Origin of the sequence: Novipirellula aureliae (assembly GCF_007860185.1) — a bacterium.
GTDB classification, from domain to species: Bacteria; Planctomycetota; Planctomycetia; order Pirellulales; family Pirellulaceae; genus Novipirellula_A; species Novipirellula_A aureliae.
On the sequence record NZ_SJPY01000006.1, the window covers coordinates 518925 to 545423 of the forward strand.

Below are 26499 nucleotides of genomic sequence, written 5' to 3' on the forward strand. Positions count from 1 at the left end.
TCCATCTCAATGATTGATTTGATGCGTATTGTAGTACTTAGGGTTGGAGAATGAGAACTTTGGTTTTGTTTTTTCAAAAGAGTGACCGTTGCAGCCAATCGAGTTCATTGAACAACATGCCATCGTCCTCTCGACCTTCTGATACTCGGTCATCGAGACTACCACTTCCGATCCTTCGACTGGTACTTGGTTCGAAAAAATCTAGCAGTACGATGTCGGTGGCTTGATCCGAGCCAAGTGGATTCCGCTCGGCCTCGCCGAGAGTTGATGCGACCACCGCAGACGAAGGTTGCTGCGATAGTTGATTGATCACGAGCAATGCATCGAGTGCGGTGATCTCGCCATCGTTGGAAACATCGTACAACGGGCTGGCGGCCATGTTCATGATGCCAGCAATCTCCTCACCAACCAACGTTTCCTGTTGTGCTAAATGATTGATGACGTTTAATGCATCGAGAGCGGTAACCTTCCCGTCACGATTGACATCGCCATCGAGGTTGTCGTTATGGAATGTTGGCGGGGTCCCTTCCTCACTTGTCAATGCCAGCTGTTGGATGTTTCCATCGTCCATCGAACCACTCGACGAAACGATGCTTTGTAGCACGCCGTCAAAGTTGTAACCGGATTGCCCAGGCGTTTCGACTGCGATCACGAGCGAATCGGTGAAACCGCCGGGTGAAAGTGTTCCCTCGCCCAATATCTCGAAATACGGGGTACCGTCGCTGAGCACACCATCGGGATTGGCGACCACCGCACCGGCAGGCTCTAAGTTCTTAATCAGCAATCGCATCGGATAGCTGAAGGTATCGGGCGTCGTGTTGACCACGAAGGCTTGGAACCCCCAGGTAGAATTTCGACGATTGAATTGCCGTCCGTATGAGCGAAGTCGGACCACTTGATCCGGGAGTGAAAGCGTATTCGTGCCTGGCGTCGGAGTCGCTGCCTCCCAGCTTGACGCGTCCGCACCCAAGGGAGAAGGATCGATCCGATTCAAAGAATTGCCGGAGCCATCGGCGGAAACGGGCCAAGGGGCCAAGTCGTCGTAGAATAACTCGTCAACGTTGATGTGTGGCGTAATCCCCGGATCATCCAATGGCGGCTCATCGGGCGATTGCAGCTTGACCACGCCGTGGTTATTGGAGAGCGAACCGGAAAAGGGACCGACCAACACAACCGTCTCTCCGATTCCAAACTGAGCTTTGAAGGCCGCGACTCGGCTTTCATTAGCCGAGTCCGATGGATCAAACGTCGTGACCACCAAACTTTGACCCGACGCCATCAATTGACCGGTCGCAAAATCGAAATCAGCTTCTCCACGAAGTCTCCAATCCGTCAGGTCAATAGTGGACCCGGTCCGGTTGGTGAGCTCGATAAATTCCAAGTCGCTGGGTGTCATCGATGGGTCCAAATCCAATGCTGCTTGGGAAACCTGGCCTGGATGGTAGTTCAACTCGCTGATCACCACGTCTGAAAATGCGAAGTCGCCATTGGTGAAGCCTAGGCTTCGATCTTGCAGCGGGACCAAACGCAAGGTGTCCGGTATCCGTCCCAATGACATGCCGTTGAAGGTCGCACCAAATTCAACGGCATCCTCTATTCGAGTGACCACGCCGCCGACGGCCTGGGTCAAGTAGACCTCTTCGCCTTCTGCGCCATTGAGTGCGAAGCTGACTTGGCCAGGCAGTGCGGGATCGACGTTGAAATCCTCTTCGTCAAACACAACCACTTCACCAGGCTGCAATGCCGCGATGGTCGGGATTTGATACTTCAGTAATTCGTCTCCCGAATCGCTCAACCACCAACCACTAATATCGATCACCTGATCGCTAGCGTTGAGAAGTTCAATCGAATCGGATTGAGGAGCGTCCGTGTGCGAAAGGATTTCGTTGATTATGATTCCCTGGGGCGCCAAATAATCACCGCCGGGTGATCCCCCCACGACTCCGCCAACAGCCCAACGGTAGGGTTTTTCCAACTGGTCGGCGGGAGTGTTCAAGGGGTCGATAAGTGAAAGCGTCCCGCCGCTGCCGTCTGCGGCGATGGGCCACGGATCACTGTCAATATACTCAACCGCCATAATGACATTGTCGCTCTCGTCGATGATCTGAATCTCTTCGCTGCTGTTCTTCAAACTTCCGCTCCACGTGCCGAGAACCAAAATCGGCGAATCAGCGGAAGAACCGTAACGAGTCGCAAAGGATACGGCGTCTGCGACGACGACCGCGCGCTGCATCGGTGCTAGCACCACGTCATCGAACTCAAACTCGACGGCGTTCGCTAGACGTAGGCCCGAGAGAGAAATCGCTTCGCTGGCCGACGTGTTCATGACCTCAATGAACTCGAAGTCGAAATCATCCGCGACGGATCCTGGAACCGCATCGATTTCGGCATCGGTCACTTCATGAGGATGGTAGTTGATTTCGGTGATCCTAAAATTCGTCGCATCCGCGACTGCTCCGGCCACAACAAAGTCGGATGCCTGAAGCGCTGACCACTCGCCTTCTGTATCCACGGCCCGCGTACGAATTTGCACCGATTGGTTTAACACGATCGGATCGTCCACACTTGTAGCGCCGACCAACGCGGCATCAAAGCTAAAATCACTGCTGCCGACCGGCCCGGTTCGCTCGCCATTCACCATACTGCGGACTTGATGCACTTCGATTGCGATGACGTTGTTGCCAACGACCAACAAGTTGGGATCCAACGTGATGCCGGTAAAGGTATTGCCGTCATCAGCTGCCGCGTTGCTGGCACCGGTAGAGTAGTCGATCGAACCGGTCGGCATATTCATTCGAGCGGCTTCGACACCATTGATGTAGACGACCGCTCCATCGTCCACTTTTAACTGCAATGCCAAGGCGTCAAACGCTTCGGTCACCGTGATGGTTTTCCGGAAATACGCCGTCGGAAATTTGTCGGCTGGATCGGCGCCGTACGAAATCACCGTCGCCTCATCGGACTCTCCGTAGCCAAGTTCAGCATCGCCCATCGACCATGCCGAATCATCATAGCTGGAAAATTGCCAAGCGGTTCCCAGGTCCGTGCCAGTATCATCATACATCCACGATGCCCCGGCGCTGACGATCTCTCGCTGGTTCGTGTGGTTGTAAAGGGTAGCGTCAGGATTCACACTGCCGCCGGCAAGACGCGGGTCCGATCCATCGGTCGTGTAATAAATCGATCCAACGCTTGCGGAAAACGTCAATTCGCTGCCTGGATCCACTGGACCACCAACTTGAACACCGGAATCAATCAGTGTCTTGGGCGCTTCCAAGTTAGGGTATAACCCGATTGTCTTGTAGTCATCGAGAACAAGGTCCGACCGGTCCGGAAAATACTCATTGATCAATCGGTTAATCTCAGTCGTCCACTCCGCTTCCTTGGTGTAGGGTTGCTGCGCGACGCGGTAATCACCCCAACGAGCCGATTCGCCAGCAATGGCGTCTTGCAACTCGTCCACACGAGCGTTGAATCTCGCTTGATTGGCGGCTGGAGTCAGGGCACCGCCTTCTGAAAAGTGCATGTGCAGTCGGTCTCCGAAGCGAACCACAAATTCAGGAATCTCCGACAGGTCGGCCAACATTTCGGTTGGGTCAACCATCCCACTGGGCAGAGTACCATCGACACCCTCCAACGTCCGCTCGCTGTCCCATGCGTACATTCGCCACTTGGCGTCATCAAGTCCACCGCCAGCCGCTCGCCAGTTGTTGTGGGGCTTGATATCAGAGTTGCCACCATAGGCATTGATAATCGTGAAGTCGATAAAATTGTCGACGTCCAACCGCTCGGTCACTTCATCCCAGTCTTTGGCGGCCGCCGCTGCCTGCAGCGCGTTGTAGGAATCGATCGTTCCATCAACTGGCGTCCCCCCATTGAGTGCGTCGATTCGATCGTCATCGCCGCCATGGTAGGCAGCGTAGTGTGACGCCTCGGGTCGTTCATGCACGTTGTAGACGCCCCAATACAAACCATTCAAATACAGGTTCGCATAGGTTCCACGCCCTCCATCATCATTGCCCATCGCGATCATCGAATCACGAATGAACTGATCGCGGATCATGGTTGCGCGTTCGCGCTGTTCCGCGTTATTGTGGACCCACGAATTGTTGTACACCGCCCTCAATTGCAGGCTATTGAATTCGGTTACTGCCGAACCCCCGAGCGCAGCGTTGACTGCGTCATCGAACAGCGGATAATTTAAACGTCCTGCACCGTATTCCGATCGGAATCGAAGACTCATCGAATGCTTGGGGGACGAAGTGGGAATCCGACTTGCACCGCCTGAGATTTGAAGACCCGCATCGATCTGAAATCCAGAACTTCCGTCTGCGAGTATCCATTCCACCGATGAGGCAATCTCAATATCTTCCTCTCGCGGATTGCTGTAAATACCATCGGTACCAAAGATGTCGTCGACATCCGCAGTCAGCGATAGCGTCGGTAAATCCATGAGAGCCGTCAGGACTTCCGCATTCGCAATGTCAGGATCGACTTCGTAGTCAGCGTTCGCTGAACCCCACTTGTTCGGAAATCCGCTTGGATCCGCAGGCTGATCCACCACGTCATTCAAGTAGAAATACGATTGAGTATCGACGTTGGTTGCCAACAAACCGGTCTTGAACGCAGCGGCGCGAAGCGTCGTCGTCGTGATCGGTACCGATGCGGTTGGCGAGGTGTTTGCACCTGCGAAAACGGCCGTTCCGTTGGACAGCGTCGGAGTACTGCCGTCCGTGGTGTAGACGATTGTCGCACCCGTTGTCGCCGAGGTCACATTCACGACGATCGGCGCCGTGTAAAAGCCACGGTCCAAACTAAACGTGGTGTCTTCCACAAACCCCTCGACGCCCACTCCGTTGACTGAGCCCGGCGTTGGAGTGGAAAAGTATCGATGAGCATTCCCGGATACAACGGACGGATCAATCCCGTAGGAGATGTCTTGAAACTGTTCGGGATAGTCACTTGTCGCGGAACCAAACTCGTTGGCAACTTGACCATCGGGGCGAACCAAGGCAAGGTACTCGCCATCCGCACTGAGTTTGAAATTCGTGTGAAGTTCACCGCTCGACGGTTCGGGTGTGCCATCGCCAGATGCAAACACCACCAAGAATTCCCCCGCCGCCAATTCCGATTGCGGTGTGTCGGGGAACGTCCATTGATCCAATTCATCAGCGTCATCGGTCAAGGACCAACCTTCGAGGTCACCCGCCATGTCACCGATATTTCGAATCTCAACCCAATCCGATGATCGACCATAGCTGTCGGTCAAAGAGGAACCATTGGAAGCAAGGAACTCGGTGAGTTGAAAGTCGGCCGCCAGCAATTGGCGTTTTTCGAGTGTTTCCAGTCGACGGAGTCGGGTCTTCTTCGGTCGCAAGCGGGGCATCGGAGCCTCAAGGTTTGGTATGCATTCTAGGAATAAGAAATGATCGTCGTTCGGTAACTCAATTTTCCTATCACGTCGCCGAGTCGAAAACCTGTGGAATAACTGACTGATTTTAGCATCGTCTAGAATAGCTCGATCCGTTTGCGTTGCAATCGCTTCGCTTCTGCCCAAAGAACGTCACGCGTGGCGCCAGTATATCAGAAGAGTTTGTGGGGCATTGATGGGGAATAACGAATCTTGTTTGTTTTCCTGGCAATTCAACCTACCCCGAGCGACGTCGATTGTCCTACTGCGTCATTTGGTTGACGATTATGCCGCCGGCATTTCAGCGATTAGCGGCCTGTCGATTTAATCGTTTAACGCTTAGCCGAAGGCGTCAGCTTTTCCGTAAACGGTCGCCTATGGCTTGGCGTTAAACAATCAGTCGAGTCAAACCGATTAAATCAGCAGGCCGATTAGCCCCGGATCACGAAGCACATCCGTATCAACAGAAGGACTCTCTGTCGACTTCACCCGTTGCACCTCTCCCGACGCAGCTGGGGGAGCGATGCCCTTAAGGCATTCGCGAGGGAGGGGGCCTGCCGGAAGCACATCGTGTAGGCCCCCTCCCGAACGTCGGCTTAATGCCGTGTTCGACCTCCTTCAAGCTTCCCTTGGGAGTGGAGGTTAAGTTGTAGACTCAGCTGAACGCAATAACTGCACGACCTCTTTGCCGGGGGGCGGAAAGCCAGAGGTGAAGTCGTTTCTTTCAACCGGACAGATCTTAGGGGCTGTTTTCGTTGCAATTCATCCTACCCCAACGGGGTTTTTATTCCAAATTATTAGGGTCGCAAACGAAGCGAACGCACCCTGAAGATCGGATCAGCAAAAAAAATAGCGTAAAAATCGAAAGAAAACGCGGCAAATTACATGTGTTGAGGACGTGATGGCAATTCCGGTTGATTAACTTTTCTGAAGTTTACGGTTAATTTGCTTGTGCATTGTTTGAGACTTAGGTAGGTTAGGTAAGTGTTGATGGTTGGATCGAGGCCCCCCGGCCTGTTCCAATACTGTGATTGTTATTCTTTAACAGAGAGAGATTTTGATGAAATTTTGGAAATGTGTGGTACCGTTGGTGGCAATGATCGTCGCCGGCTCGTCCGCCTCGGCTGATGTATTTACCTATCTTGGGGATACTGGGGGTGCCAGTAACCTCAATGTTGTGGCGAACTGGTCCACAGGGGGATCGCCTGCAACGGGATTGCCTGTATCCGGTGACACGGCCAATGTGAATGTTGACGCGACTTGGCCAAATACCTCAGCTGCCCTTGGTTTAATCGTGGGCGGTGACCTTATTTTTGATGGCGGTATTACGGTGACAGCGGCTACAGACGTTGTGGGCACAACCCCTGACAGCGTTACATTCAATAATGTAACGGTTAACGTCGGTGACGACATCTTCACAGGCGGCGCGGGCGGCAACTTCATTTTCAACGACGGCTCGGTCACTAACGTGGATGATGATTTCCAAGCCAATGGCGGCGGCACCATCACGATTAATGGTGGCACCCACTTAAACGGAATTGCCCCTCAAGGTACCGCGCAGTTCGGTGCCCAGAACGCCAGCACTATGAATGTCAATGGCGGTACGATCACAACGGGGATATTTGGCGTCGGGGACACTGGCCTTATGACTATCGGCGGCTCGGCGGTGCTTTCTGGCGGTGGCGATACCACGACGCTCGCGGGCACTATCGATGTCTCGGATGCTTGGACCGGTTCATGGACCATTGATGGACTCGTCGGCACCGCTTGGCGCAGCGAAGTCATCGGTGGCGGTTGGCTACTCGATGGCAACATCGTCGATGAAACCATCTTTGACAGTGGTTTCCTTGTAACAAACAGCGGGCAAACGCTTTCGCTTGCCCCTAGCGCAGTTCCAGAGCCCGGCTCGTTGGCGGTTCTTGGACTTTGCGGGGTCGGCATGATTGTTCGCCGTCGTCGTCAAAAGTAAGCCGCAGATTATCATACCGTTTTTGCAGCGATCACCTGCAATCGACTGAGGCCGACGAAATATTCGTCGGCCTCTTTTTTTTTGCTCGCCAACAGCATCCTGCCATCATCTGAGACTCTCCGGTATTTTCATTGGCGCCCATTCGCGTCATTAGCGGGCAAAACACTTCCTTCGCGTTCGCCCAAAAGTTTGCCCGCCAATGGCGCTAATTGTCGCGAATCAAATGCTGAACGAGCCTGCCGGATTCGTGGTGATTAGGGTCGATTAGTGTTCCCAACACAGTATGGGGTTTTAGGAACACTAATCTGCACTCATCATCACTAATAAGGAAATTGGAGAGGAATTGGGTTCAGGCTCGGGATTCAGAAGCGTCCGAAGAACAATCGCGATGTGCGATTGCCCGTCACGTTCTTTTGACTCTATCGCTTGCACCGGAGGGAAGCAATGTTGACCGGTAACCGAAAGGTTGCCGTTATTCATTGGCGCCCATTCGCGTGATTAGCGGGCAAAACACGTCCTTCGCGTTCGCCCAAAAGTTTGCCCGCCAATGGCGCTAATTGTCGCGAATCAAATGCTGAACGAGCCTGCTGGATTCGTGGTGATTAGGGTCGATTAGTGTTCCCAACACAGCATGGGGTTTTAGGAACACTCATCATCACGAATAAGGAAAATTGGAGAGGAATTGGGTTCAGGCTCGGGATTCAGAAGAGTCCGAAGGACATTCGCGATGTGCGACCGCCCGTCACGTTCTTTTGACTCTATCGCTTGCACCGGAGGGAGGCAATATTGACACGGTAACCGAAAGGTTGCCGTTTTTCATTGGCGCCCATTCGCGTCATTAGCGGGCAAAACACGTCCTTCGCGTTCGCCCAAAAGTTTGCCCGCCAATGGCGCTAATTGTCGCAAATCAAATGCTGAACGAGCCTGCTGGATTCGTGGTGATTAGAGTCGATTAGTGTTCCCAACACAGTATGGGATTTTAGGAACACTAATCTGCACTCATCATCACGAATAATGAAAATTGGAGAGGAATTGGGTTCAGGCTCGGGATTCAGAAGCGTCCGAAGGACAATCGCGATGTGCGACCGCCCGTCACGTTCTTTTGACTCTATCGCTTGCACCGGAGGGAAGCAATATTGACGGGTAACCGAAAGGTTGCCGTTATTCATTGGCGCCCATTCGCGTCATTAGCGGGCAAAACACTTCCTTCGCGCTCGCCCAAAAGTTTGCCCGCCAATGGCGCTAATTGTCGCGAATCAAATGCTGAACGAGCCTGCCGGATTCGTGGTGATTAGGGTCGATTAGTGTTCCCAACACAGCATGGGATTTTAGGAACACTAATCATCACGAATAATGAAAATTGGAGAGGAATTGGGTTCAGGCTCGGGATTCAGAAGCGTTCGAAGGACATTCGCGATGTGCGACCGCCCGTCACGTTCTTTTGACTCTATCGCTTGCACCGGAGGGAGGCAATATTGACACGGTAACCGAAAGGTTGCCGTTTTTCATTGGCGCCCATTCGCGTCATTAGCGGGCAAAACACGTCCTTCGCGTTCGCCCAAAAGTTTGCCCGCCAATGGCGCTAATTGTCGCAAATCAAATGCTGAACGAGCCTGCTGGATTCGTGGTGATTAGGGTCGATTAGTGTTCCCAACACAGCATGGGGTTTTAGGAACACTCATCATCACGAATAATGAAACTTGGAGAGGAATTGGGTTCAGGCTCGGGATTCAGAAGCGTCCGAAGAACAATCGCGATGTGCGACCGCCCGTCACGTTCTTTTGACTCTATCGCTTGCACCGGAGGGAGGCCATATTGACGGGTAACCGAAAGGTTGCCGTTATTCATTGGCGCCCATTCGCGTGATTAGCGGGTAAAACACTTTCTTTGCGCTCGCCCAAAAGTTTGCCCGCCAATGGCGCTAATTGTCGCGAATCAAATGCTGAACGAGCCTGCCGGATTCGTGGTGATTAGGGTCGATTAGTGTTCCCAACACAGCATGGGGTTTTAGGAACACTAATCATCACGAATAATGAAAATTTGAGAGGAATTGGGTTCAGGCTCGGGATTCAGAAGCGTCCGAAGAACAATCGCGATGTGCGACCGCCCGTCACGTTCTTTTGACTCTATCGCTTGCACCGGAGGGAGGCAATATTGACGGGTAACCGAAAGGTTGCCGTTTTTCATTGGCGCCCATTCGCGTGATTAGCGGGCAAAACACTTTCTTCGCGCTCGCCCAAAAGTTTGCCCGCCAATGGCGCTAATTGTCGCGAATCAAATGCTGAACGAGCCTGCCGGATTCGTGGTGATTAGGGTCGATTAGTGTTCCCAACACAGCATGGGATTTTAAACCAAGGAGGGCAAAATGCCTCGAAAACCTCGCTATGAAGTCGCTGATCCAGCGGAAGTCCAAGTGTTTCACCTAATCCAGCGTTGTGTTAGGCGGGCATACCTTTGTGGCCAGGATCGCTTTTCGGGCCAGTCCTTCAAACACCGCAGAGGATGGATTCGTGATCGATTGGAATTTCTTGCTAGCATTTTTGGTATCGATTGTCTTACGTATACCGTACTGAGCACACACATGCATATTGTTCTGATGTACGGCGGAAAATATTGCACGACGGGCAAACCGCGAGGACCCGTGTACGGGACGGTTCTGGGAAGGAAGATTCAAGCTGCAAGTTCTTTTGGATGAAGCGAGCCTGCTTGCCTGTGCTGCGTATGTCGACCTGAATCCAATCCGAGCAGCGATGGCCGAGACAACTGAAACGAGCGACTACACGGGAGCGAGAGATCGGCTTGATGATTTAGCCGAGCGGCAAGATCGCAGTCGACCAAGCACTCATGAGTGGGAACGTAGTCGTCGTCGCCGCAAGAGCGGCTGGATGAGTCCGATTGAGATTGATGAGAAGAACGATCCGGTTGGCCCGTGCGTCGACGCGTTTGGTCGCCGGGCCAGCAGCAAGGGGTTCTTGGCCGTTTCGATGGGCCGCTATCTGGAATTATTGGACTGGACTGGCCGTCAATTGCACCGTGCAAAGATTGGCAAAATCTCTGACCACTTGGCCCCAATTTTGAGTCGCATTGGTTTGGACACACATGGATGGTGTGAGATTGTTAAGAAGTTTGGTCGGGTTTTCAAGCGAGCAGCGGGGACCCCTGAGAGCCTGGCACGCGAGGCGATCTGTTGTGGCCAAGGTTGGATGTGTGCTCCTGAGAACCCGCTATCCCGGATGATTCATGGGCTTGGAAATTGTTTTGCTAACGTCTACGCCTTCAAGCGTTACGTTCATTGCTTGAAAAACAGTCTGCGTATTAGCCGTTTTGGCGTTAGCGGGCTGTCGATTTAATCGTTTAACGCTTAGCCGAAGGCGTCAGCTTTTCCATAAGCGGTCGCCTACGGCTTGGCGTTAAACAATCAGTCGAGTCAAACCGATTAAATCAGCAGGCCGCTATCGCCAAAACGGCCCATGAATAATCTGGGCTAGGGGTGTCTTGGACGAGGCCTTGAGTCCTCGTCCATTTGAGAACATCGAGTTGGGACGAGCCAGCTATCGTGCATCCGTTTCGGTTGGCAATTCGGCCACTTGAAGCTCGGCTTCGTTCATTGGTTCTTCAATGTTCTTGGGCCAAACTTTTCCGATCTTGTCGATGGCTTGGTCGACGGCTTGCTTGGTGACCCCTTCGATCAAAGCAAGGTTGGTACGCAGCGTTGCTGCTGACCATTGTTGCAAGAGTGGCAATGTGCTTTCACGCATCGAAACGATGCGGGCGGAAAGACTCGCGAGTGCCTTGTTGGCTTCAAACCGTTCCTCCTCGTTCTCCTGCACAACCTCTTGCTCGGCAACCTCTTGTTCGGCAACGAGTAGCACATCGTCACGGGCGACTTCAGGATCGGTCGATACAAGCTCGTCATGCCGAAACTCGTCATTGGGAAGCTCGTCGATTTCGACGTGGTTTTGCCGATCACCGATGTCGTAGGGTTCCGTGGCGATGACGGAGAAATCCCAGACGGGGACGTCATTGGAAGCTAGATCGTATGGCAGGTAGGGGTCATCCAGGGTGACGATCATTGCCGAACAACCGACTGACGCCAGCTCTTGTTTGACGATTGGCTCTGGTTCGGGTGCCGCTTCAGCCGTGAGCACGCTTTGACCGAGATGACGGTAGGCATCAACTCGTTCCGCAGCGAGCGAGTCCAGCTCGCTACGGTGGTTGCGGGCGATCTCGACGCGAGCGGCTGCTTTACGGGCCGCTACTTTACGGGCCGCTGCTTTACGGGCCGCTACTTTATTGGCCGCTACTTTATTGGCCGCTTCTTTATTGGCCGCTTCTTCAGCGGCGGCCACTCGAGCGTCTTCGGCTGCTAGTTGCGTTGCAACCGCGACCGCCTGCTGCTGCAGCTCAGCGATTTGTGAGAGCGTGCTTTGTGCGGTGGGCGTCACCATCGCGAACGGTTCCGTTATCTGTTGAACCGACACACCGACACGTTGACAAATCGATTGAGCTACTACGAACAAAGAGGTGTTAGCCGGGGTCGAATTCTTCAGGTTCGAAGCGGCAGGTTTGGAGGTGTCCTCTTTGGGCTCTTCGCTTTGAGCAATCATGTTGAATTCATTCTTCGTCTTGGGTTCAAACCACGAGTACGAGTAGTTGCCATCGTGATCGAACAAGCATCGGTCGCCCATATCCGATAGGACCGTCTCTGACGTCGCAGCTACCGATCGGTCCGTTTTGGGTTGGGCCATTTCCGATAGATCCGTGCTTTCCTCCGCTAGACGCTGCTCGGCATACCAATCATCGGTATCCCAGTCGTCAGAAAATTCTTCCTCCCAGCTATCGGCTTCAGGCATCGCTTCGTCGGCGATTCCATGATAGTCAGCGAATTCGCCATCGTACTCATCGTCATAGTACTCGTAAGAGTAATACTCAGCGTCGTCCGATTCGTCAGCGGCGTTCTGTTGGGCAACCTCATCGACAGCGACCTCATCGACCGCAACCTCATCGACCACGACCTCATTGACAGCGACCTCATCGACGGCAACCTCATCGACCGCAACCTGATCGACCACGACTTCATCGACCACGACCTCATTGACCGTGGCCTCATTGACCGTGGCCTCATCGACAGCAACCTCATCGACGGCAACCTGATCGACCACGACTTCATCGACGGCAACCTCATCGACGGCAACCTGATCGACCACGACCTCATCGACCGTGGCCTCATCGACCACGACCTCATCGACGGCAACCTCATCGACCACGACCTCATCGACCACGACCTCATCGACCACGACCTCATCGACCACGACCTCATCGACGGCAACCTCATCGACCGCAACCTCATCGACGGCAACCTGATCGACCACGACTTCATCGACGGCAACCTCATCGACAGCGACCTCATCGACGGCAACCTCATTGACAGCAACCTCATTGGCGGCGGCTGCTTCGTTCTCAGCAAACTCTTCGATCAATTCGTTTATTGCATTGGGATCCGTCAGTTCTTTCATTTGCCGGTCGACGAATTCAGCCAGATAGGCCTTCCACTCTTTCCATTGTTCGAATCCGGTTTCGGGTTTGATGGCATCAATGGCTTTGATGGCAGCAAAGAGCTGGGCATCGCGATCATAACGATCGTTGGAGGCGGATCCAACGAGTGGACTCAGTGCGACTGCACCGGTAACGATACAGCTCAGGGCGAAGCGACGTAGTCTTTTTCTAATTTGAACGTTCATAATAAATCCTCATGATTTTGGGCGGCGTTTCGCTTCGTATTCGACAATGTGTGACCTAAGCGATTGGCCGTATGGTTCGTCGCAAGCAGGGGCGACGGAGTGCTAAGAAGCATCGATATCCAAATCGATTTCTCAAAGACTCGGTGATAATGGGTAGGTACTGCGACTTGATCGAAGAATAACAATGGGTGGTCGAGTTCAAGACGACCAAGATCAAATTCGCAACACGAATCATATCGACGACTTTAGCGGAAGCGGCTAGTCTACGGACCAGGAAAACCTTAACGATTCCCTGTTGCTGATCCGGTCGGGGCAGTTAGAAGAGTTGTGAGGCTAGTGGCAAGGAGGAGAAGGCACAGCAAGCTCCAATCGAAAGCAACCGCATTGGGCAGAGAAAAGGCAAATCGACCAACTTGATGCTCGGTCCCACAGCCTCGTCTCCAACGCTTTGCAGGGACCGATGGGTTAGTAGGCAGCCGTTATCGCATCGATGTTGCTTTTGATCCGCTCATGAATTTGAGTTAGCTCGTTTTCGAGGGTCTGGTTGCTGCGGTAGAGACGCACCAACGTTTCACGAGTCTCTTTGAGTTCTTCGCTGACCTTTTTTTGGTACTCGTCGATCGCGATTCGCTCTTTCTCGACTTGAGTGAAGTCTTCTTCCAAGTTCCTTTTGATCACTTGGTTTGAAGTCAGCATCGACTCTGTCGCACGGATCGATTCTTCCAATACTTTTTGTTCGAACTCAACTTCCTGTTTTCGGATGGCTAATTGATTCAGCCGCAGTCGCATGTTTCGCAGCCCAAACCGATAATCGATCAATGGGCGAAGGTAGTGGTAGCTGATTGGCTTCACGACGTTCTCATCGAGCAACAGTTTCGCTGCATCTTCGCTGACGACGATACGTTCGCCGACCTCAAATTCGACATCGTTCCCTTCGGCACGTTGCAAGCGGCTATCGACGGCGCGGCCGCTGCCATCAAAGTAACCGCCGTCAAGAGCACCACGAGAATCGGTACTATCGACTTCAATTTTGTGTTTTTTTATAAATTCAACCAAAGTCCAGCGGCTTAGCGGAGGGTCGTCCTGCGTCGATTTACTGCCGTCCCGCAAATACGAATTCAGCGTTTCCGGTGGCACTCGATCGCCAAACAGCATTTTGACTTGTTCTTCATCGACGCGACCAAAGATGTTGTCCGCATTTGGCACACTGCCTTCGGCAACAAACATTTGGTGTCCATCGAGTGGCAGCAATTCGTAGACGGACCAACTCTTCGGTCGTCCACTTTCGATCGCTTGAATCTGCGATGGTTCGAGCGGCATGGTGGGTACAAGCGTCGCACGCTCAGGGGAACTACTGCTAACCCGGAATTCTCCCAAATAAAACGTGGGAACTCGAATTTGGCTATCGGGAAGTGTTTGTTCAGCAAACCCATAGACCACCAAATCGGGTGGCAGAAGTGGGACAGGATCGGTAGCGACGGCTTCTTCGGCTTCGCTTGGTTCCATCCCAGGGGGCACTTCTTCGTTGTTTTGTGGTTTGGTAAGCACGATCGAATTTGGATCGTTTTGCTGCATGTTCAGCGAACGCCACACTCGTCCTGTTTCCACAGCCACTTCGGACAATTGTTGCGTCAGCGACATCAAGCCTTGGCTCAACTCCGGGTCCGACGCGCTGCCGAACTTAATCGCGTACTGTTCCTCTGCCGCCTTTTCCTCGCGTTTTTCGAGTTTTTCCTTCGTTAAATGCCACGCGGCACGACTCTTCAAAGCGACGGCGACCGGAAAGATAAAGGTGACTGCCAAAATCATTGCGAACAGGGCGAAAACGATGTGATACCATCGCCAATCACGAGCCGCTTTCCACAAAACCACGAAAAACCCGATCACAAAGATGATCAGAAATGCGAGAATGACATATTGCATGATCGCTCAGGGCTATTCGCAGAGGAGTCAAAGGAGAAAGTGAGACGCAAAGCAGGTCCATCTGATAATAAGTTGGGTAAGATGCACCGTCAAGCTTTTCTCGTGATCTATCGCATAAAGGGGGCAGATTGTTTCTATCGACATGCCCGCAAAGTCGAGCCAATCGGTCGATGTGGTACAGACCGACTTGGTAAAACAGTTGCAATCGTGTTATCCGGTCAAGCCGCGCCAGGAGTTAGTCCGATTCCAAATCGTGACAACCCATCCGCGCTACATCGGTTATCGCGGCGGTTGTCGAATTTCGTGGCTGTGGCTTCTCGCCGCAGTCGGTCTTGTGCTGGAGCTGGATGTTCCTGCCACATTTTGCCGCGAAGCCGCCTAAAAACTGATAACGATTCCTGTGAGCTACCCCACCCCCCCTTTATCGAGTTTCCTGTTCCATACCGTTTTCGGACAGAGCCTAATTTTGGTCGCGGTGTTGATCGGCGTCTCTTCGGGATGCCATCGACAATACTACCGCAAACAAGCCGATTGCGAAGCCAATTATTTGCTCGACGAAAAAGCGTCCCATCTGTCGCGACCACCCGAAACAGCCCTGCGAATTGACGTCGACCGCCGCAGCCGAATGTTCAACCCGTTTGACCTTGATTTTCAACCGATGCCGCTCGACGACCCGTCGTCCTACGAGTACATGCAATGCGTGGATGGACGCCGCGGATACCCGATGTGGGAAGCGGCTGGCGTAACCAATACGGTTGAAAGTCCCGATTGGTGGCAGTTCTTGCCGCTCGATGAGAACGGTGTTCTGGTCCTGAATGCTGAAAATGCCGTGCGTATCGCGCTACTGCATTCCCCCGATTATCAAGAGCAACTCGAGGAGTTGTATTTGGCCGCATTGCAGGTCAGCAACGAACGTTTCGTTTTCGATACCCAGTTTTATGGTGGGGCCCAATCGTTTTTAACGGCCAGTGGTCGTCGTCGTTTCGGTGATGGCGAAAGCCGTACTGAATTCCAAGTCGGCACCTATGATGACGGCAGCAATGCTTTATCAATGGATCGTCGATTCGCGACCGGAGCAACCTTGGTTGCCGGTTTGGCCAACAACATTGTTTGGCAATTGAGCGGTCCCGATACCCAGAACGTGAATACCCTTCTCGACTTTTCATTCATCCAGCCGCTCCTTCGCGGTGCAGGTCGCGATGTGGTTTTGGAAGAACTCACGCTTTCCGAACGCAACCTGTTAGCGAATGTGCGGGCGTTCGAGCGTTATCGTCGCAGCTTCTTTTTGCGAATCACGACCGGTCGAGGTTTGGAAAGCACGGTCGGCTTGAACGGTCCATCGATTAGCATTAGTGGACAAGGCTTTGGGACCAGTGGCGGAGGGGCGAGTGGTTTTCTGGGGCTGTTGCAAACTCAGCTTCGTATCCGCAACCTTGAAGAAAATATCGCGCGGCAGGCCGAGAACTTGCTGATTCTCGAAGACACCCTGATTGAACAACTGACGAAATTGCCCGAGAGCGCCGAGACGGGACCGGCAACGATTCTGAGCGACCGGCTTCAAGTTGCCCAAGCAAAGTCGAGTTTGTTGCAATCGCAAACCGACCTGGTTACTCAGAAAGCTGGTTACGAACGTTCGGTCGACCAATTCCTGCGTGAACTCGGTCTACCGCCCTATCTTAGCGTCAAATTGGAAGACCCTATCTTGCAGCGTTTCGAGTTGATCGATCGTGACCTACTCGGTCGGCGCCAGCAATTGGCTGATGTTCGAATCCAAGTCGGGCAAATCAACGTCGCAATCCTTGAGGAAGGAAAATATGAGATCGATGAGGAAACGGGTTTGCCCGTCTCTCAATTGCAGTGGACCGAATCTCTGAAAGAAAATCTGGCCAAACTTCGGGAATCGCTCAAGCCTCTCGATGAATTCAATACAACGCTGATCGAAGAAGATTCGCCACGGGTTGTGACCGACATCGAACGCTTCACGAAATCGCTCGACCAGCGTGTGGTTCAGAACCAGAAACTGCGTGCCAACTATCAAAAACAAAAAGACCAAATAGGCACGTTGCTCAACACATCCGATATCGACGAGTCGCTTTTCGATATCGAGGAACTGGCAACGCTATCGGATGAATTGACGGCAACCCATCAAGAGCTGGGCGAACGATTGGCATTGTACCAACAGCGGATTGAAAAGCTGGAAGCAGACATCGACCGTTACGTTAGCGAGGGACCCGAGGAAGACGATCCGGTAGAGATCGCACGCGTGATTCGCAATGAAGTGATCTTGGCTTCTCAGGATTTGTTGTCGGAACTGGCCGACGATGTGTTGACATTGCAACTGGTTCAAGCGAAGGCCCGTGTCGAGAGTGTCCTGCTGCCGGAAGTGGAAATCGATCCCGCGACCGCGCTGCAAATCGCTCGGGTCAACCGCCGCGATTGGGCAAATGCACGTGCGGATTTGGTCAACCAATGGCGATTGATCGAGGTGGTCGCAGACGATCTGGAAAGCAACCTCGATGTCGTCTTTAGCGGAGATGTTCGGAACGTTGGTAACAATCCGCTGAATTTGCGGTCGTCGACAGGCCAACTTCGCATGGGCTTACAATGGGATGCACCGATCACTCGGCTCACCGAACGGAACAATTACCGGGCGATTTTGATTGGCTACGAACAAGCCAAACGTGATCTCTATTCGTTCGAAGACAGTGTGTGGCAGCAATTGCGTAGTGAAATCCGACAATTGCAAGCGAACCAATTGACGTTCGAATTGGGGCGACAAGCGGTGGGAATTGCTGCATCGCAAATTGAACTCAATACGGATATTCGCGCCATCAATGAAGCTCGCAACCGTAGCAACGGGCCGACCGCCGCTCGTGACGCAATTAGTGCACTCAACGACTTGCTTCGCGCCCAAAATACGCTGCTCGATATCTTCGTGAACTACGAAGTGGTGCGGCGAAGTTTGGATCTGGATCTTGGTACGATGGAATTGACCCCCGAAGGATTGTGGATCGATCCCGGTAAGCTTGATCCCGAATACTTGCTGACTCTATCTGGAACGTCGCAGTCGGGGATGGCGGGAGCGTGTAGCGATTGTTGTTTGCCACGTCGCCCGCTGCCACCGGAGCCTGTCTTTGCGACACCGCCACTGGAATTCGCTGACGGTGATCCGATCGATGAAGCCGGATTCGAGGCAGAGAGTTTTCTGCGGAGCAATTGACGACCATCGAGGTGGTAAGCTGTGGATGCCGGGTCATGTCGTTTGTAAAGAAAACGATTTGACCCGGCCTACGCTATACACCCAGTCTTGCTCTCGCTTCCTCCGCCCAGGGGCTATCAGGGACGAGTTGCAGGAATCTTGACCAATGTTCGGTTGCCTCGTCCGGTTGGTCGAGTTCGTCGAGTGTTCGAGCGAGATAGTAGTGAACGTCGCCGTATTCGGGATAGACACTTAAAGCGCCAAGAAATGCAGCAACTGCCAAATCCTTTTGTCCGGTTTCAGACAGCACGATCCCCAAGCTTGCTCTGGCTTCAACCAAATCGGGATCGAGTTCGATCGCCATGTAGTAGCGTTCACGAGCGGCGATCGGTTCATTCATACGGTACAGAAGCTCTCCGATTTGGAAACACAAATCGGCACGCGCTCCATCTCGAGCGAGAATGGCGTGGTAAAAATCGACGGCACGCTGTAGATCGTCTTCGTCTTCGGCTCGGTAGGCCTCGTGAAGCAGTGGGTCGTCTGTTGCGGAATCCCGTCCCGAACTAGGAAACGAATCGTCCACCTCGCGGACGATCGATAAGACGTGGCGTGGCTGCTCTTCGCTGGCTCCGTCGTCAGCCCTTGTTTGGGGAGCGATGGGCGGTTCTTGTAACGCATCAAAATCAAACCGCAATTGGCCTCCCGGTTCAATCAATCCCTCGCCGCCTCGAAGCAGCACCTGCTTGCCTTCGATCAGGATCGACAGCTGATCGAGCGGGCGGTGGATATTTGGCATCAGCTCTATCCACTCGACCAACCGCTGTTCGATCACGGTTTCGCTTTCACCTTCTGCAATCCAACGAGCCAAGCGTTTGGCTGTCGCGACTTCCGCAAAATCGAAGTACGGCAATCGGTGTAGCATTTCGACAGGCGTGATTAATCCGAGACGTTGCCAGCGACGAATGACGCGAACGGAAACGCCTAGCAGGTGGGCCAGCATGACAGGGGTGTAGAACCGACGACTCGATTGCTCTAAATCGACCAACCCAAGGCGTTGCCAAAGTTCCGTTTCATGCAGTAGTTCGCAGGATCCCGTTGCGATGGCCTCGCGTGTCGGTTCGTCCAACAGGTTGGCTTCGGAAAGAGGAGATTGGTTGGCGCCGATCACGACCCAGTCTACCTGTTGTGGATTGGCATCGGCAGCTTTTGAAACGATCATTGCACCGAACGAACGAAGCACGTTAGCCGCCTCGCGGCGGGGCATCGATCCAAACCGGCCCCGAAGCGAGATGCGAATACCGCTAAGTGAATCATCAACTGAGGAAACGCCGCGAGGATCGGACAAAGCAGGATCATTCCTAAAAGTTCGTTTGACGGCGTGCCCAGCGGGGCCGCTGCTGGTTGAATAGCATTGGACGAGGCCTGGCGAGAACTGGATCAAATCAGCCTGTCCCACAGGTGACACGGTTTAACGGGAACAATTATCCACAATTCAAAATAAAAAGCGAGTGATGAACCTTGGCGCTTGGTGCATTGTCGGTCATCTTGAATTCATGGTGTCATGAGTGGGCAAGACGATCGCTGGTGCGACGCCTTTTTCGAAAGGCCAGTCGTTACTGGAGGAAAGTCCGGGCTCCAAAGGATAGGATGGTCGATAACGTCGACCGGCCGCGAGGCTAGGGAAAGTGCAACAGAGAATAGACCGCCACCGATTGCCTCCTTGAGAGGCAGTTGGCGGTAAGGGTGAAACGGTGCGGTAAGAGCGCACCAGCGGTCGAGGTGACTCGATCGGCTTGGTAAACCCCATCCGGAGCTAGACCAAACAGAATGCAGTGAACCGGTCCTTGGATCGTTACAGCGTGTGATCCGCACGCTTATCGACATTCGGGTAGGTCGCGATCGAGGCGGCGAGCAATCGTCGTGCACAGATAAATGGTCGTCGGCGAAAAACATTTGTGATTCGTTACAGAACCCGGCTTACCAGCCCACTCATGACACATTTTCTTACAATCTTCTCGCCTGCGACTTATTATCACCTTGAATGATGTGTACAATATCCGTATGCGGGCGCAAGGGCAAAAATTCTCGCACTCGCTTGCCGATAGCGAGGCGTTTAGCAGGTCGGAGGGGCTGTCGGTTTTGTAGCGAAACTCGCCAAGCGTTTCGGTCGCGGCCAAGAGGATGCCCAATAGCCGAAAACCAATAGCCGAAAGTCTTGGCGACTTTCGCTACGATAGAAACGAGGATTGAGCCCGGTTTCTAGAATATCACAGCCTCCGAGAGCGATACGTCGAACGCAATATCATCATCTCGGCCTAGGGGCTTGAGCCTGAAATCACTTTTCCATTCACTCGCAGGAACCCAACAACATGGTTTTCAATCGATTGCGATTGCTGTTCACCACTTGCCTTCTGCTATCTTGCTTCGGATTTTTGGCCGTTTCCAATTCGAACGCCAACGATACGGTCAAATCGCAAGTCGAACGGATCAACGATGCGATTGAACAGGGGTGGAGCGATTACGAAATTCGCCCTGCTCCGGTTGCCAATGACGCCGTTTGGTGCCGCCGCGTTTATCTCGATATCCTTGGACGCATCCCTACGCTTGAAGAGTTGAACGAGTTTCTCGCCATCCGCGGGACAGACAATCGCGCGAAATTGATTCAAACGCTGCTGTACGATGACCGCTATACCGAAGAGTATGCGAATCATTGGGGGACAATTTGGACGAACATTCTCATTGGTCGTTCTGGAGGAATGGATAATCGGGAGATGACCAATCGCGACGGGCTGCAGAAATATTTGCGTGATTCCTTCGCGTTCGAGAAACCGTACGACACGATGGTCCGAGAGTTGATTACGGCGACGGGCACGACCAAACCGGGGACCAAAGATTTTAATGGCGCCGTCAATTTCTTAATCGACAAGGTCAACGCCGACGACGCCGTGTTGGCGACCAGCAGCACGTCGCGGATTTTTCTCGGTCAACAAGTACAATGTACCCAATGCCACAATCATCCGTTCAACCAATGGAAACAACAGAAATTTTGGGAGTTCAATTCGTTCTTTCGGCAAACGCGTGGTCTAAGACGTTTCGTTGATGGAACGCGCGATGTCGCGTACGGTGAACTGGCAAACCAAGATTTCGCAGGCGAAGCGAACGACCCCGAAGATGCACTGATCTTCTACGAACTTCGAAACGGATTGACTCGCGTTGCCTATCCCGTGTTCACCGATGGAACCGAAATTCCCAAAAGTGGGTATTTGGCCGATGTGAACCGGCGTGAAGAACTCGGACATCTGATGATGGAGAGCGAATTTTTGGACAAGATGATTGTCAATCGAATATGGTCTCACTTTCTTGGTTTTGGGTTCACCAAACCAATCGATGATCTTGGTCCGCATAATCCGTCGTCGCATCCGGCGCTGTTAGACTCGCTTGGCAAAGCGTTCCGTGATAGCAGCTATGATTTGAAGCAACTGATGACATGGATCACGATGAGTAAGCCTTATCAGTTGGCGGCGGTACTCGGAAAAGCGAACCAGATCGATGATCCGTCGATTGGCGAAATGCCGAAGTTTTCGCGTTTCTACTTGCGTCAAATGAGTGCCGAGCAATTGTACCAATCGCTGGTGACGGCAACCGACGCAGGTGCAGTGGGTAGTTACGAAGAACAAGAGCGGCAGCGACGTGAATGGTTGAAGCAGTTTGTGGTTGCCTTTGGTACCGATGAAGGCGATGAAGCGACCACGTTTAATGGTTCGATCCCGCAAGCATTGATGCTGTTCAACGGTGACTTGACTCGTCAAGCTACCAGTATCAAGCCGGGCAGTTTTTTGGATCGAATCCAGAAAGACGGCAAAACGACGCGAGATCGTTTGACTTCCTTGTACATGGCAGCGGTAGCTCGGCGTCCGACTAGGAATGAGATAGCGGTTGCTGCGAAGTTGTATGCTGCGCGGCAAAACAACGAACTCGAAATGTTACAAGACATGTGGTGGGCGCTACTCAATAGCAATGAGTTTATCCTGCAGCATTAATAGTAGCAGCGTCTCTCCGAGACGCTGGGTTTTCGAGTCTCGGAGAGACTCGGCTACTTGTACGCTGGGTTTTCGAGTCTCGGAGAGACTCGGCTACTAGGACGCTGGGTTTTCGAGTCTCGGAGAGACTCGGCTACTATTCCCCTTTCCCTTCATGGAAAAAAACGATGACTCAATACTGGCAAACTCCGGCTGGAATGACCCGACGACATTTTATGAGCCATCTTGCTGGCTCCTCGGGCGCTTATGCGGCCTCCTTAATGATGGGCGGGACCATCTACGCTCACGCGGATGAATTGAAACAGAAACGGCGATCGGCCATCATGTTGTGGATGGGCGGAGGACCAGCAACGATCGACATGTGGGACCTGAAGCCAGGTGCTGCGACGGGGGGCCCGTTTCGTCCTATTTCCACGACGGGAGATATGCAGATTTGCGAGCATTTGCCCTTGATGGCCCAGCAAATGAAGCACATGTCCGTCGTCCGCAGTATGTCGACACGGGAAGCCGATCACGCTCGCGGACGCTACTACATGCACACCGGTTTTGTGCCCAACCCAAATATCGAACACCCCAGTTACGGATCGGTGATCGCTCATGAATTGATCGGCCAACGACCTGAATTGGAAATCCCACCCTTCGTTTCCGTCGGAGGTGCCAGTACAGGACCGGGATTCTTGGGGATGGCTTGGTCACCTTTTTCAGTCAGCAGCAATGGTCGAGTTCGAAATCTTGAAATGAAGATGGAGGACACGCGGTTGATGCAGCGGATGGCGGCACTCAGTATGATCGAGGATGGGTTCTCAAAAAGGACTCGCGATACTCCCGCGTCGGAGCACGCCAAAGTGCTACAGAAGACCTATGATCTGATGACCAGCGATCAAATGAAGGCGTTCAAGGTTGACGAAGAACCGGATGATGTCAAAGAGCGTTACGGCACCAACGGGTTCGGCCAAGGATGCTTGCTCGCCCGTCGTTTGGTCGAAGCGGGAGTTCCCTTTATTGAAGTCGATTTAGGTGGATGGGACAATCATAGTGGCGTTCATGCAACGCTGCAGGACAACAAATTGCCAACGCTCGACAAAGCGATGAGTGCACTCATCGAAGATCTCGATCAACGTGGCTTACTGCAAGACACGGTGGTGATGTGTATGGGGGAATTCGGACGGACGCCAAACATCAATGCGGCCGCCGGACGTGATCACTTCGCCCGTGCTTGGTCCTGCGTCGTCGGTGGCGCAGACATCAAGCCCGGGATTGCGGTAGGGGCAACGAGCCGCGATGGTTCGGCGGTCGAGACCGAACCGTTTACCAGTGAAGACTTGATGACAACGGTTATTAAGGGGCTAGGCATTTCGACTGAGAAAACGTTCACCAGCAAGAATGGACGCCCGATGAAAATCGCAGGTGGCGGTAAAATCATCACCGATTTGATCGGCTGATTCGCCTGCCGTTGTCGTCGTGGCGGCTTCGAGTCGCCATCGGTGTTATCCGAGTGCAGAATAGATGGTGGCTAGAAGCCACGACGACACCGATAGCCCGCTTGTCAGCTTGTATGCGATGCTGCCAACATCCTTAGATGCCCGACATCCTCGCACGAGACGATTTTACGCTGTCCAACGACCCGGGAGAATGAGGACACGGTTGCTCTTGGCGTTTTCGCAACCGGGACTTGAAAGAACTCCGTCGAATTGGCTGGATCGCTGTCGCCTTCGGCATCTTCTTTTCACGGTTTGTCATCGCTTTCTTGCTTGGTCCGCTCGTTGCTGGTATTGCGGGACTTGCAAATGGACAAAACGGTGCATGGTTCTTTCTAGGATTCGCTGCATTTTCTCTTCTAGCCCGGATGATTCATGGGCTTGCAAATTGTTTTGCTAACGTCTACGCCTTAAAGCGTTTACGTTCATTGCTCGAAAAACAGTCTGCGTATTAGCCGTTTTGGCTATCGCCAAAACGGCTAATGAATAATCCGGGCTAGGTGGCTTGGGAAACAAACGTGTTCCGCTCGGCGGCATTGCCGATGCCGCCTTTCCCATGATGTTTTCGGTCGTCTTCAGCATGGTCGGTGCTGGAGTGATGATTGTAGCCCTTGTCGCACAACAGCGGAGTTTTGTGATACACTTTGACAACCGCAATCTGGTGATCGAGCGACATGGAATCGGCAGTGAAAAACGATGGTCGTTTCCTGTCGAACCGATCAAAAGTCTGGACATGGCCGATAGCGGCATGCAAGCCAACGGGCGAGCCTGGCCGGAATTACAAATCGAAACGACGGATGGTAGAATCGTCCGCCTGTTGACTGGCCGAATGGAAATGCAGATCGCACCCCTTGCCGCCGTTTTGCACCAAGCGATCTTTGACAAACGTATCTCGAGCAACGATTCAGGAAAACAATGAAGTACTTACTAGGATTTGACGTTGGCAGTTCCTCGGTCAAAGCATCGCTACTGGAAGTCGAATCAGGTAAATGTGCGGGAACTGCCTTCTATCCGAAAACGGAACAGAAAATCGATTCACCAGAGGTGGGATTCGCCGAGCAAGATCCTCAGCAGTGGTTTGATTGTGCGGTTTTGGCTTTGAAGGATGCGATGTCAGATGCGCATGCGGAACCCGACGATGTGGTGGCGATCGGTATTGCTTATCAGATGCACGGACTTGTTTGTGTCGATAAAGCTCAAAACGTTTTGCGGCCTGCGATCATTTGGTGCGATAGCCGCGCGGTTCCTTACGGAGAAGCCGCGTTCGAAGCGATTGGAAGCGAGCCGTGTTTGAGTCATCTGATGAACTCGCCCGGAAACTTCACGGCTGCTAAGTTGGCTTGGGTGAAAGAGCATGAGCCTGAGATCTATAGCCGCATCGACAAGATTATGCTGCCGGGTGATTTTTTGGCAATGAAATTGACGGGTAAAGCCGCGACCACTGTTTCGGGGTTGTCCGAAGGCATCCTCTGGGATTTTTCGCAAGAGACGCCGGCCGATTTGGTTCTTGATTACTTTGGATTTGACCACTCGATTCTGCCCGAGATCGTGCCCACCTTTGGGACGCAAGGCACTTTGTCGGACGAAGCGGCGGCTACGTTGGGACTGCGAGCAGGAACGCCCGTTTGTTATCGCAGTGGTGATCAACCCAACAACGCATTTTCGCTCGGCATTACCGAACCGGGTGAGATTGCCGCAACGGGCGGAACCTCGGGGGTTGTCTACGGCGTGACCGAAGCTAAGAAATTCGATCCAAGGTCGCGAGTCAATACGTTTGCTCACGTCAATCATCACGCCGACAATCCTCGCTTAGGTGTGCTGCTTTGCATCAACGGCACGGGGATTTTAAATGCATGGATCAAACGTTTGCTCGGTGATGTCTCGTATGATGAGATGAATGCATTAGCGGCGTCCGCACCGATTGGTTCGGGCGGGATCACCATTTTGCCATTTGGTAACGGAGCCGAGCGGGTGTTGTGCAATCGCCAAATTGGCGCTTCGATAAGTGGGATCGATTTTAATCGCCATGACCGAAGTCATCTATGCCGTGCCGTCCTTGAAGGCATTGTGTTTTCGTTTATGTATGGCATGGAAGTGATGAAAGAATCGGGCATCGAGATCAAGTCGATTCGAGCCGGGTTTGCAAACATGTTTCAAAGTGAGGTTTTTTGCGAAACGCTCGCTGGCGTTAGTGGTGCAACGATTGAACTGTACGAAACCGATGGTGCTCTCGGGGCTGCTCGCGGTGCGGGCGTAGGTTCAGGAGTCTTCGAATCAATGGAAGACGCATTTGCCGATTTGGAAAAACGTAAAGAAATCGATCCGTCCACTGGAAGCTACGCAGAAGCATACCAGGTTTGGAAGCAGCAATTGGATCGTGCAATTGGTTGTTGACCTTTAGGCATCAAAGTCGAGATGACTCTGTGAGTCAGCTTCGCGATTTTGATATAGGTCATTGCTTGGTTGGTTGTCACTGGAATCATCGTCGGTCTCGGCTTGCTCAGCCTCCGCTGACGATTCGAACGTATCGTACATCTGCCGACCATCCGCATCACGGTCGCTGGTTTGTTCCCCCGCATCGATCGCTGACGTCTCCCCTGATTTTCCAGCTGGCGTTTCCTTCGTTGCCTGTTTGGCTACGGAATCTGCCGTTTGCGATTCGGCATCACCACCTCGTGCGGAGGCTCGGATCGACCCGGCGATCGAAGCGGAGGCGGCGTTGGGTTGGACGTTCATCGA

The 26499-nt window shown here is 52.9% G+C and carries 14 protein-coding genes and 1 other RNA gene; 10 read left to right on the forward strand and 5 right to left on the reverse strand.

Annotated features, from left to right (window positions below):
* Window positions 1-73: 73 nt before the first annotated feature.
* Window positions 74-5386, reverse strand: coding sequence for a lamin tail domain-containing protein (locus Q31b_RS19725; protein WP_146601345.1), 5313 nt, complete (start codon window positions 5384-5386; stop codon window positions 74-76).
* Between the two features lie 1084 nt (window positions 5387-6470).
* On the opposite strand from Q31b_RS19725, the gene Q31b_RS19730 reads away from it, so the two are divergent.
* Together Q31b_RS19730 and Q31b_RS29120 are read left to right on the forward strand one after the other, a co-directional pair.
* Window positions 6471-7379, forward strand: a complete 909-nt coding sequence (locus Q31b_RS19730) for a PEP-CTERM sorting domain-containing protein (RefSeq protein WP_146601346.1) — start codon at window positions 6471-6473, stop codon at window positions 7377-7379.
* Between the two features lie 2687 nt (window positions 7380-10066).
* Entirely contained in the window at window positions 10067-10729 is a 663-nt protein-coding gene (locus Q31b_RS29120) for a hypothetical protein (RefSeq protein WP_231617708.1), read from the forward strand.
* Between the two features lie 201 nt (window positions 10730-10930).
* Here the strand turns inward: Q31b_RS29120 and Q31b_RS19740 are convergent, their stop codons facing one another.
* Together Q31b_RS19740 and Q31b_RS19745 are read right to left on the reverse strand one after the other, a co-directional pair.
* Entirely contained in the window at window positions 10931-13120 is a 2190-nt protein-coding gene (locus Q31b_RS19740) for a hypothetical protein (protein ID WP_146601347.1), read from the reverse strand.
* Window positions 13121-13585: 465 nt separating this feature from the next.
* Complete coding sequence (locus Q31b_RS19745) at window positions 13586-15043, reverse strand: hypothetical protein (RefSeq protein ID WP_146601348.1); 1458 nt, start codon at window positions 15041-15043, stop codon at window positions 13586-13588.
* 142 nt (window positions 15044-15185) lie between these two features.
* On the opposite strand from Q31b_RS19745, the gene Q31b_RS19750 reads away from it, so the two are divergent.
* Together Q31b_RS19750 and Q31b_RS19755 are read left to right on the forward strand one after the other, a co-directional pair.
* A complete protein-coding gene (locus Q31b_RS19750) occupies window positions 15186-15425 on the forward strand; it encodes a hypothetical protein (RefSeq protein ID WP_146601349.1) in 240 nt (79 codons plus the stop codon).
* Window positions 15426-15443: 18 nt separating this feature from the next.
* Window positions 15444-18263 (forward strand): hypothetical protein, encoded by a 2820-nt coding sequence (locus tag Q31b_RS19755; protein WP_231617709.1) that lies wholly within the window; start codon window positions 15444-15446, stop codon window positions 18261-18263.
* A gap of 73 nt (window positions 18264-18336) precedes the next feature.
* On the opposite strand, the gene Q31b_RS19760 is transcribed toward Q31b_RS19755, so the two are convergent.
* Window positions 18337-19587 (reverse strand): tetratricopeptide repeat protein, encoded by a 1251-nt coding sequence (locus Q31b_RS19760; RefSeq protein WP_231617710.1) that lies wholly within the window; start codon window positions 19585-19587, stop codon window positions 18337-18339.
* A 217-nt stretch (window positions 19588-19804) separates the two neighbouring features.
* Between Q31b_RS19760 and rnpB the strand changes: the two genes are divergently transcribed.
* From rnpB to Q31b_RS19790, 6 genes are all read left to right on the forward strand, one after another.
* Window positions 19805-20238: RNase P RNA component class A (gene rnpB, locus Q31b_RS19765), an RNA gene on the forward strand.
* 373 nt (window positions 20239-20611) lie between these two features.
* Entirely contained in the window at window positions 20612-22282 is a 1671-nt protein-coding gene (locus tag Q31b_RS19770; protein WP_146601350.1) for a DUF1549 domain-containing protein, read from the forward strand.
* Between the two features lie 167 nt (window positions 22283-22449).
* The gene (locus Q31b_RS19775) at window positions 22450-23724 is read left to right on the forward strand and encodes a DUF1501 domain-containing protein (protein WP_231617711.1); all 1275 of its coding nucleotides are present in this window, start codon (window positions 22450-22452) and stop codon (window positions 23722-23724) included.
* Window positions 23725-23954: 230 nt separating this feature from the next.
* Window positions 23955-24215: a hypothetical protein gene (locus tag Q31b_RS19780; RefSeq protein ID WP_146601351.1), complete on the forward strand. Its 261-nt coding sequence runs from the start codon at window positions 23955-23957 to the stop codon at window positions 24213-24215.
* A 50-nt stretch (window positions 24216-24265) separates the two neighbouring features.
* On the forward strand, window positions 24266-24679 hold the full coding sequence (locus tag Q31b_RS19785; RefSeq protein ID WP_146601352.1) for a hypothetical protein: 414 nt from the start codon (window positions 24266-24268) through the stop codon (window positions 24677-24679).
* Entirely contained in the window at window positions 24676-26154 is a 1479-nt protein-coding gene (locus Q31b_RS19790; RefSeq protein ID WP_146601353.1) for a xylulokinase, read from the forward strand. Before Q31b_RS19785 ends, Q31b_RS19790 begins: the two co-directional genes overlap by 4 nt.
* A 3-nt stretch (window positions 26155-26157) precedes the next feature.
* On the opposite strand, the gene Q31b_RS19795 is transcribed toward Q31b_RS19790, so the two are convergent.
* Window positions 26158-26496, reverse strand: a complete 339-nt coding sequence (locus Q31b_RS19795; protein WP_146601354.1) for a hypothetical protein — start codon at window positions 26494-26496, stop codon at window positions 26158-26160.
* Between the last annotated feature and the right edge of the window lie 3 nt (window positions 26497-26499).

Coding starts and splice junctions, on each gene's coding strand:
- Q31b_RS19750 (WP_146601349.1), top strand. CDS start 15,186: ATGCCCGCAAAGTCGAGCCAATCGGTCGATGTGGTACAGACCGACTTG.
- Q31b_RS19745 (WP_146601348.1), bottom strand. CDS start 15,043: ATGCAATATGTCATTCTCGCATTTCTGATCATCTTTGTGATCGGGTTT.
- Q31b_RS19770 (WP_146601350.1), top strand. CDS start 20,612: ATGGTTTTCAATCGATTGCGATTGCTGTTCACCACTTGCCTTCTGCTA.
- Q31b_RS19730 (WP_146601346.1), top strand. CDS start 6,471: ATGAAATTTTGGAAATGTGTGGTACCGTTGGTGGCAATGATCGTCGCC.
- Q31b_RS19740 (WP_146601347.1), bottom strand. CDS start 13,120: ATGAACGTTCAAATTAGAAAAAGACTACGTCGCTTCGCCCTGAGCTGT.
- Q31b_RS19795 (WP_146601354.1), bottom strand. CDS start 26,496: ATGAACGTCCAACCCAACGCCGCCTCCGCTTCGATCGCCGGGTCGATC.
- Q31b_RS19725 (WP_146601345.1), bottom strand. CDS start 5,386: ATGCCCCGCTTGCGACCGAAGAAGACCCGACTCCGTCGACTGGAAACA.
- Q31b_RS19790 (WP_146601353.1), top strand. CDS start 24,676: ATGAAGTACTTACTAGGATTTGACGTTGGCAGTTCCTCGGTCAAAGCA.
- Q31b_RS19775 (WP_231617711.1), top strand. CDS start 22,450: ATGACTCAATACTGGCAAACTCCGGCTGGAATGACCCGACGACATTTT.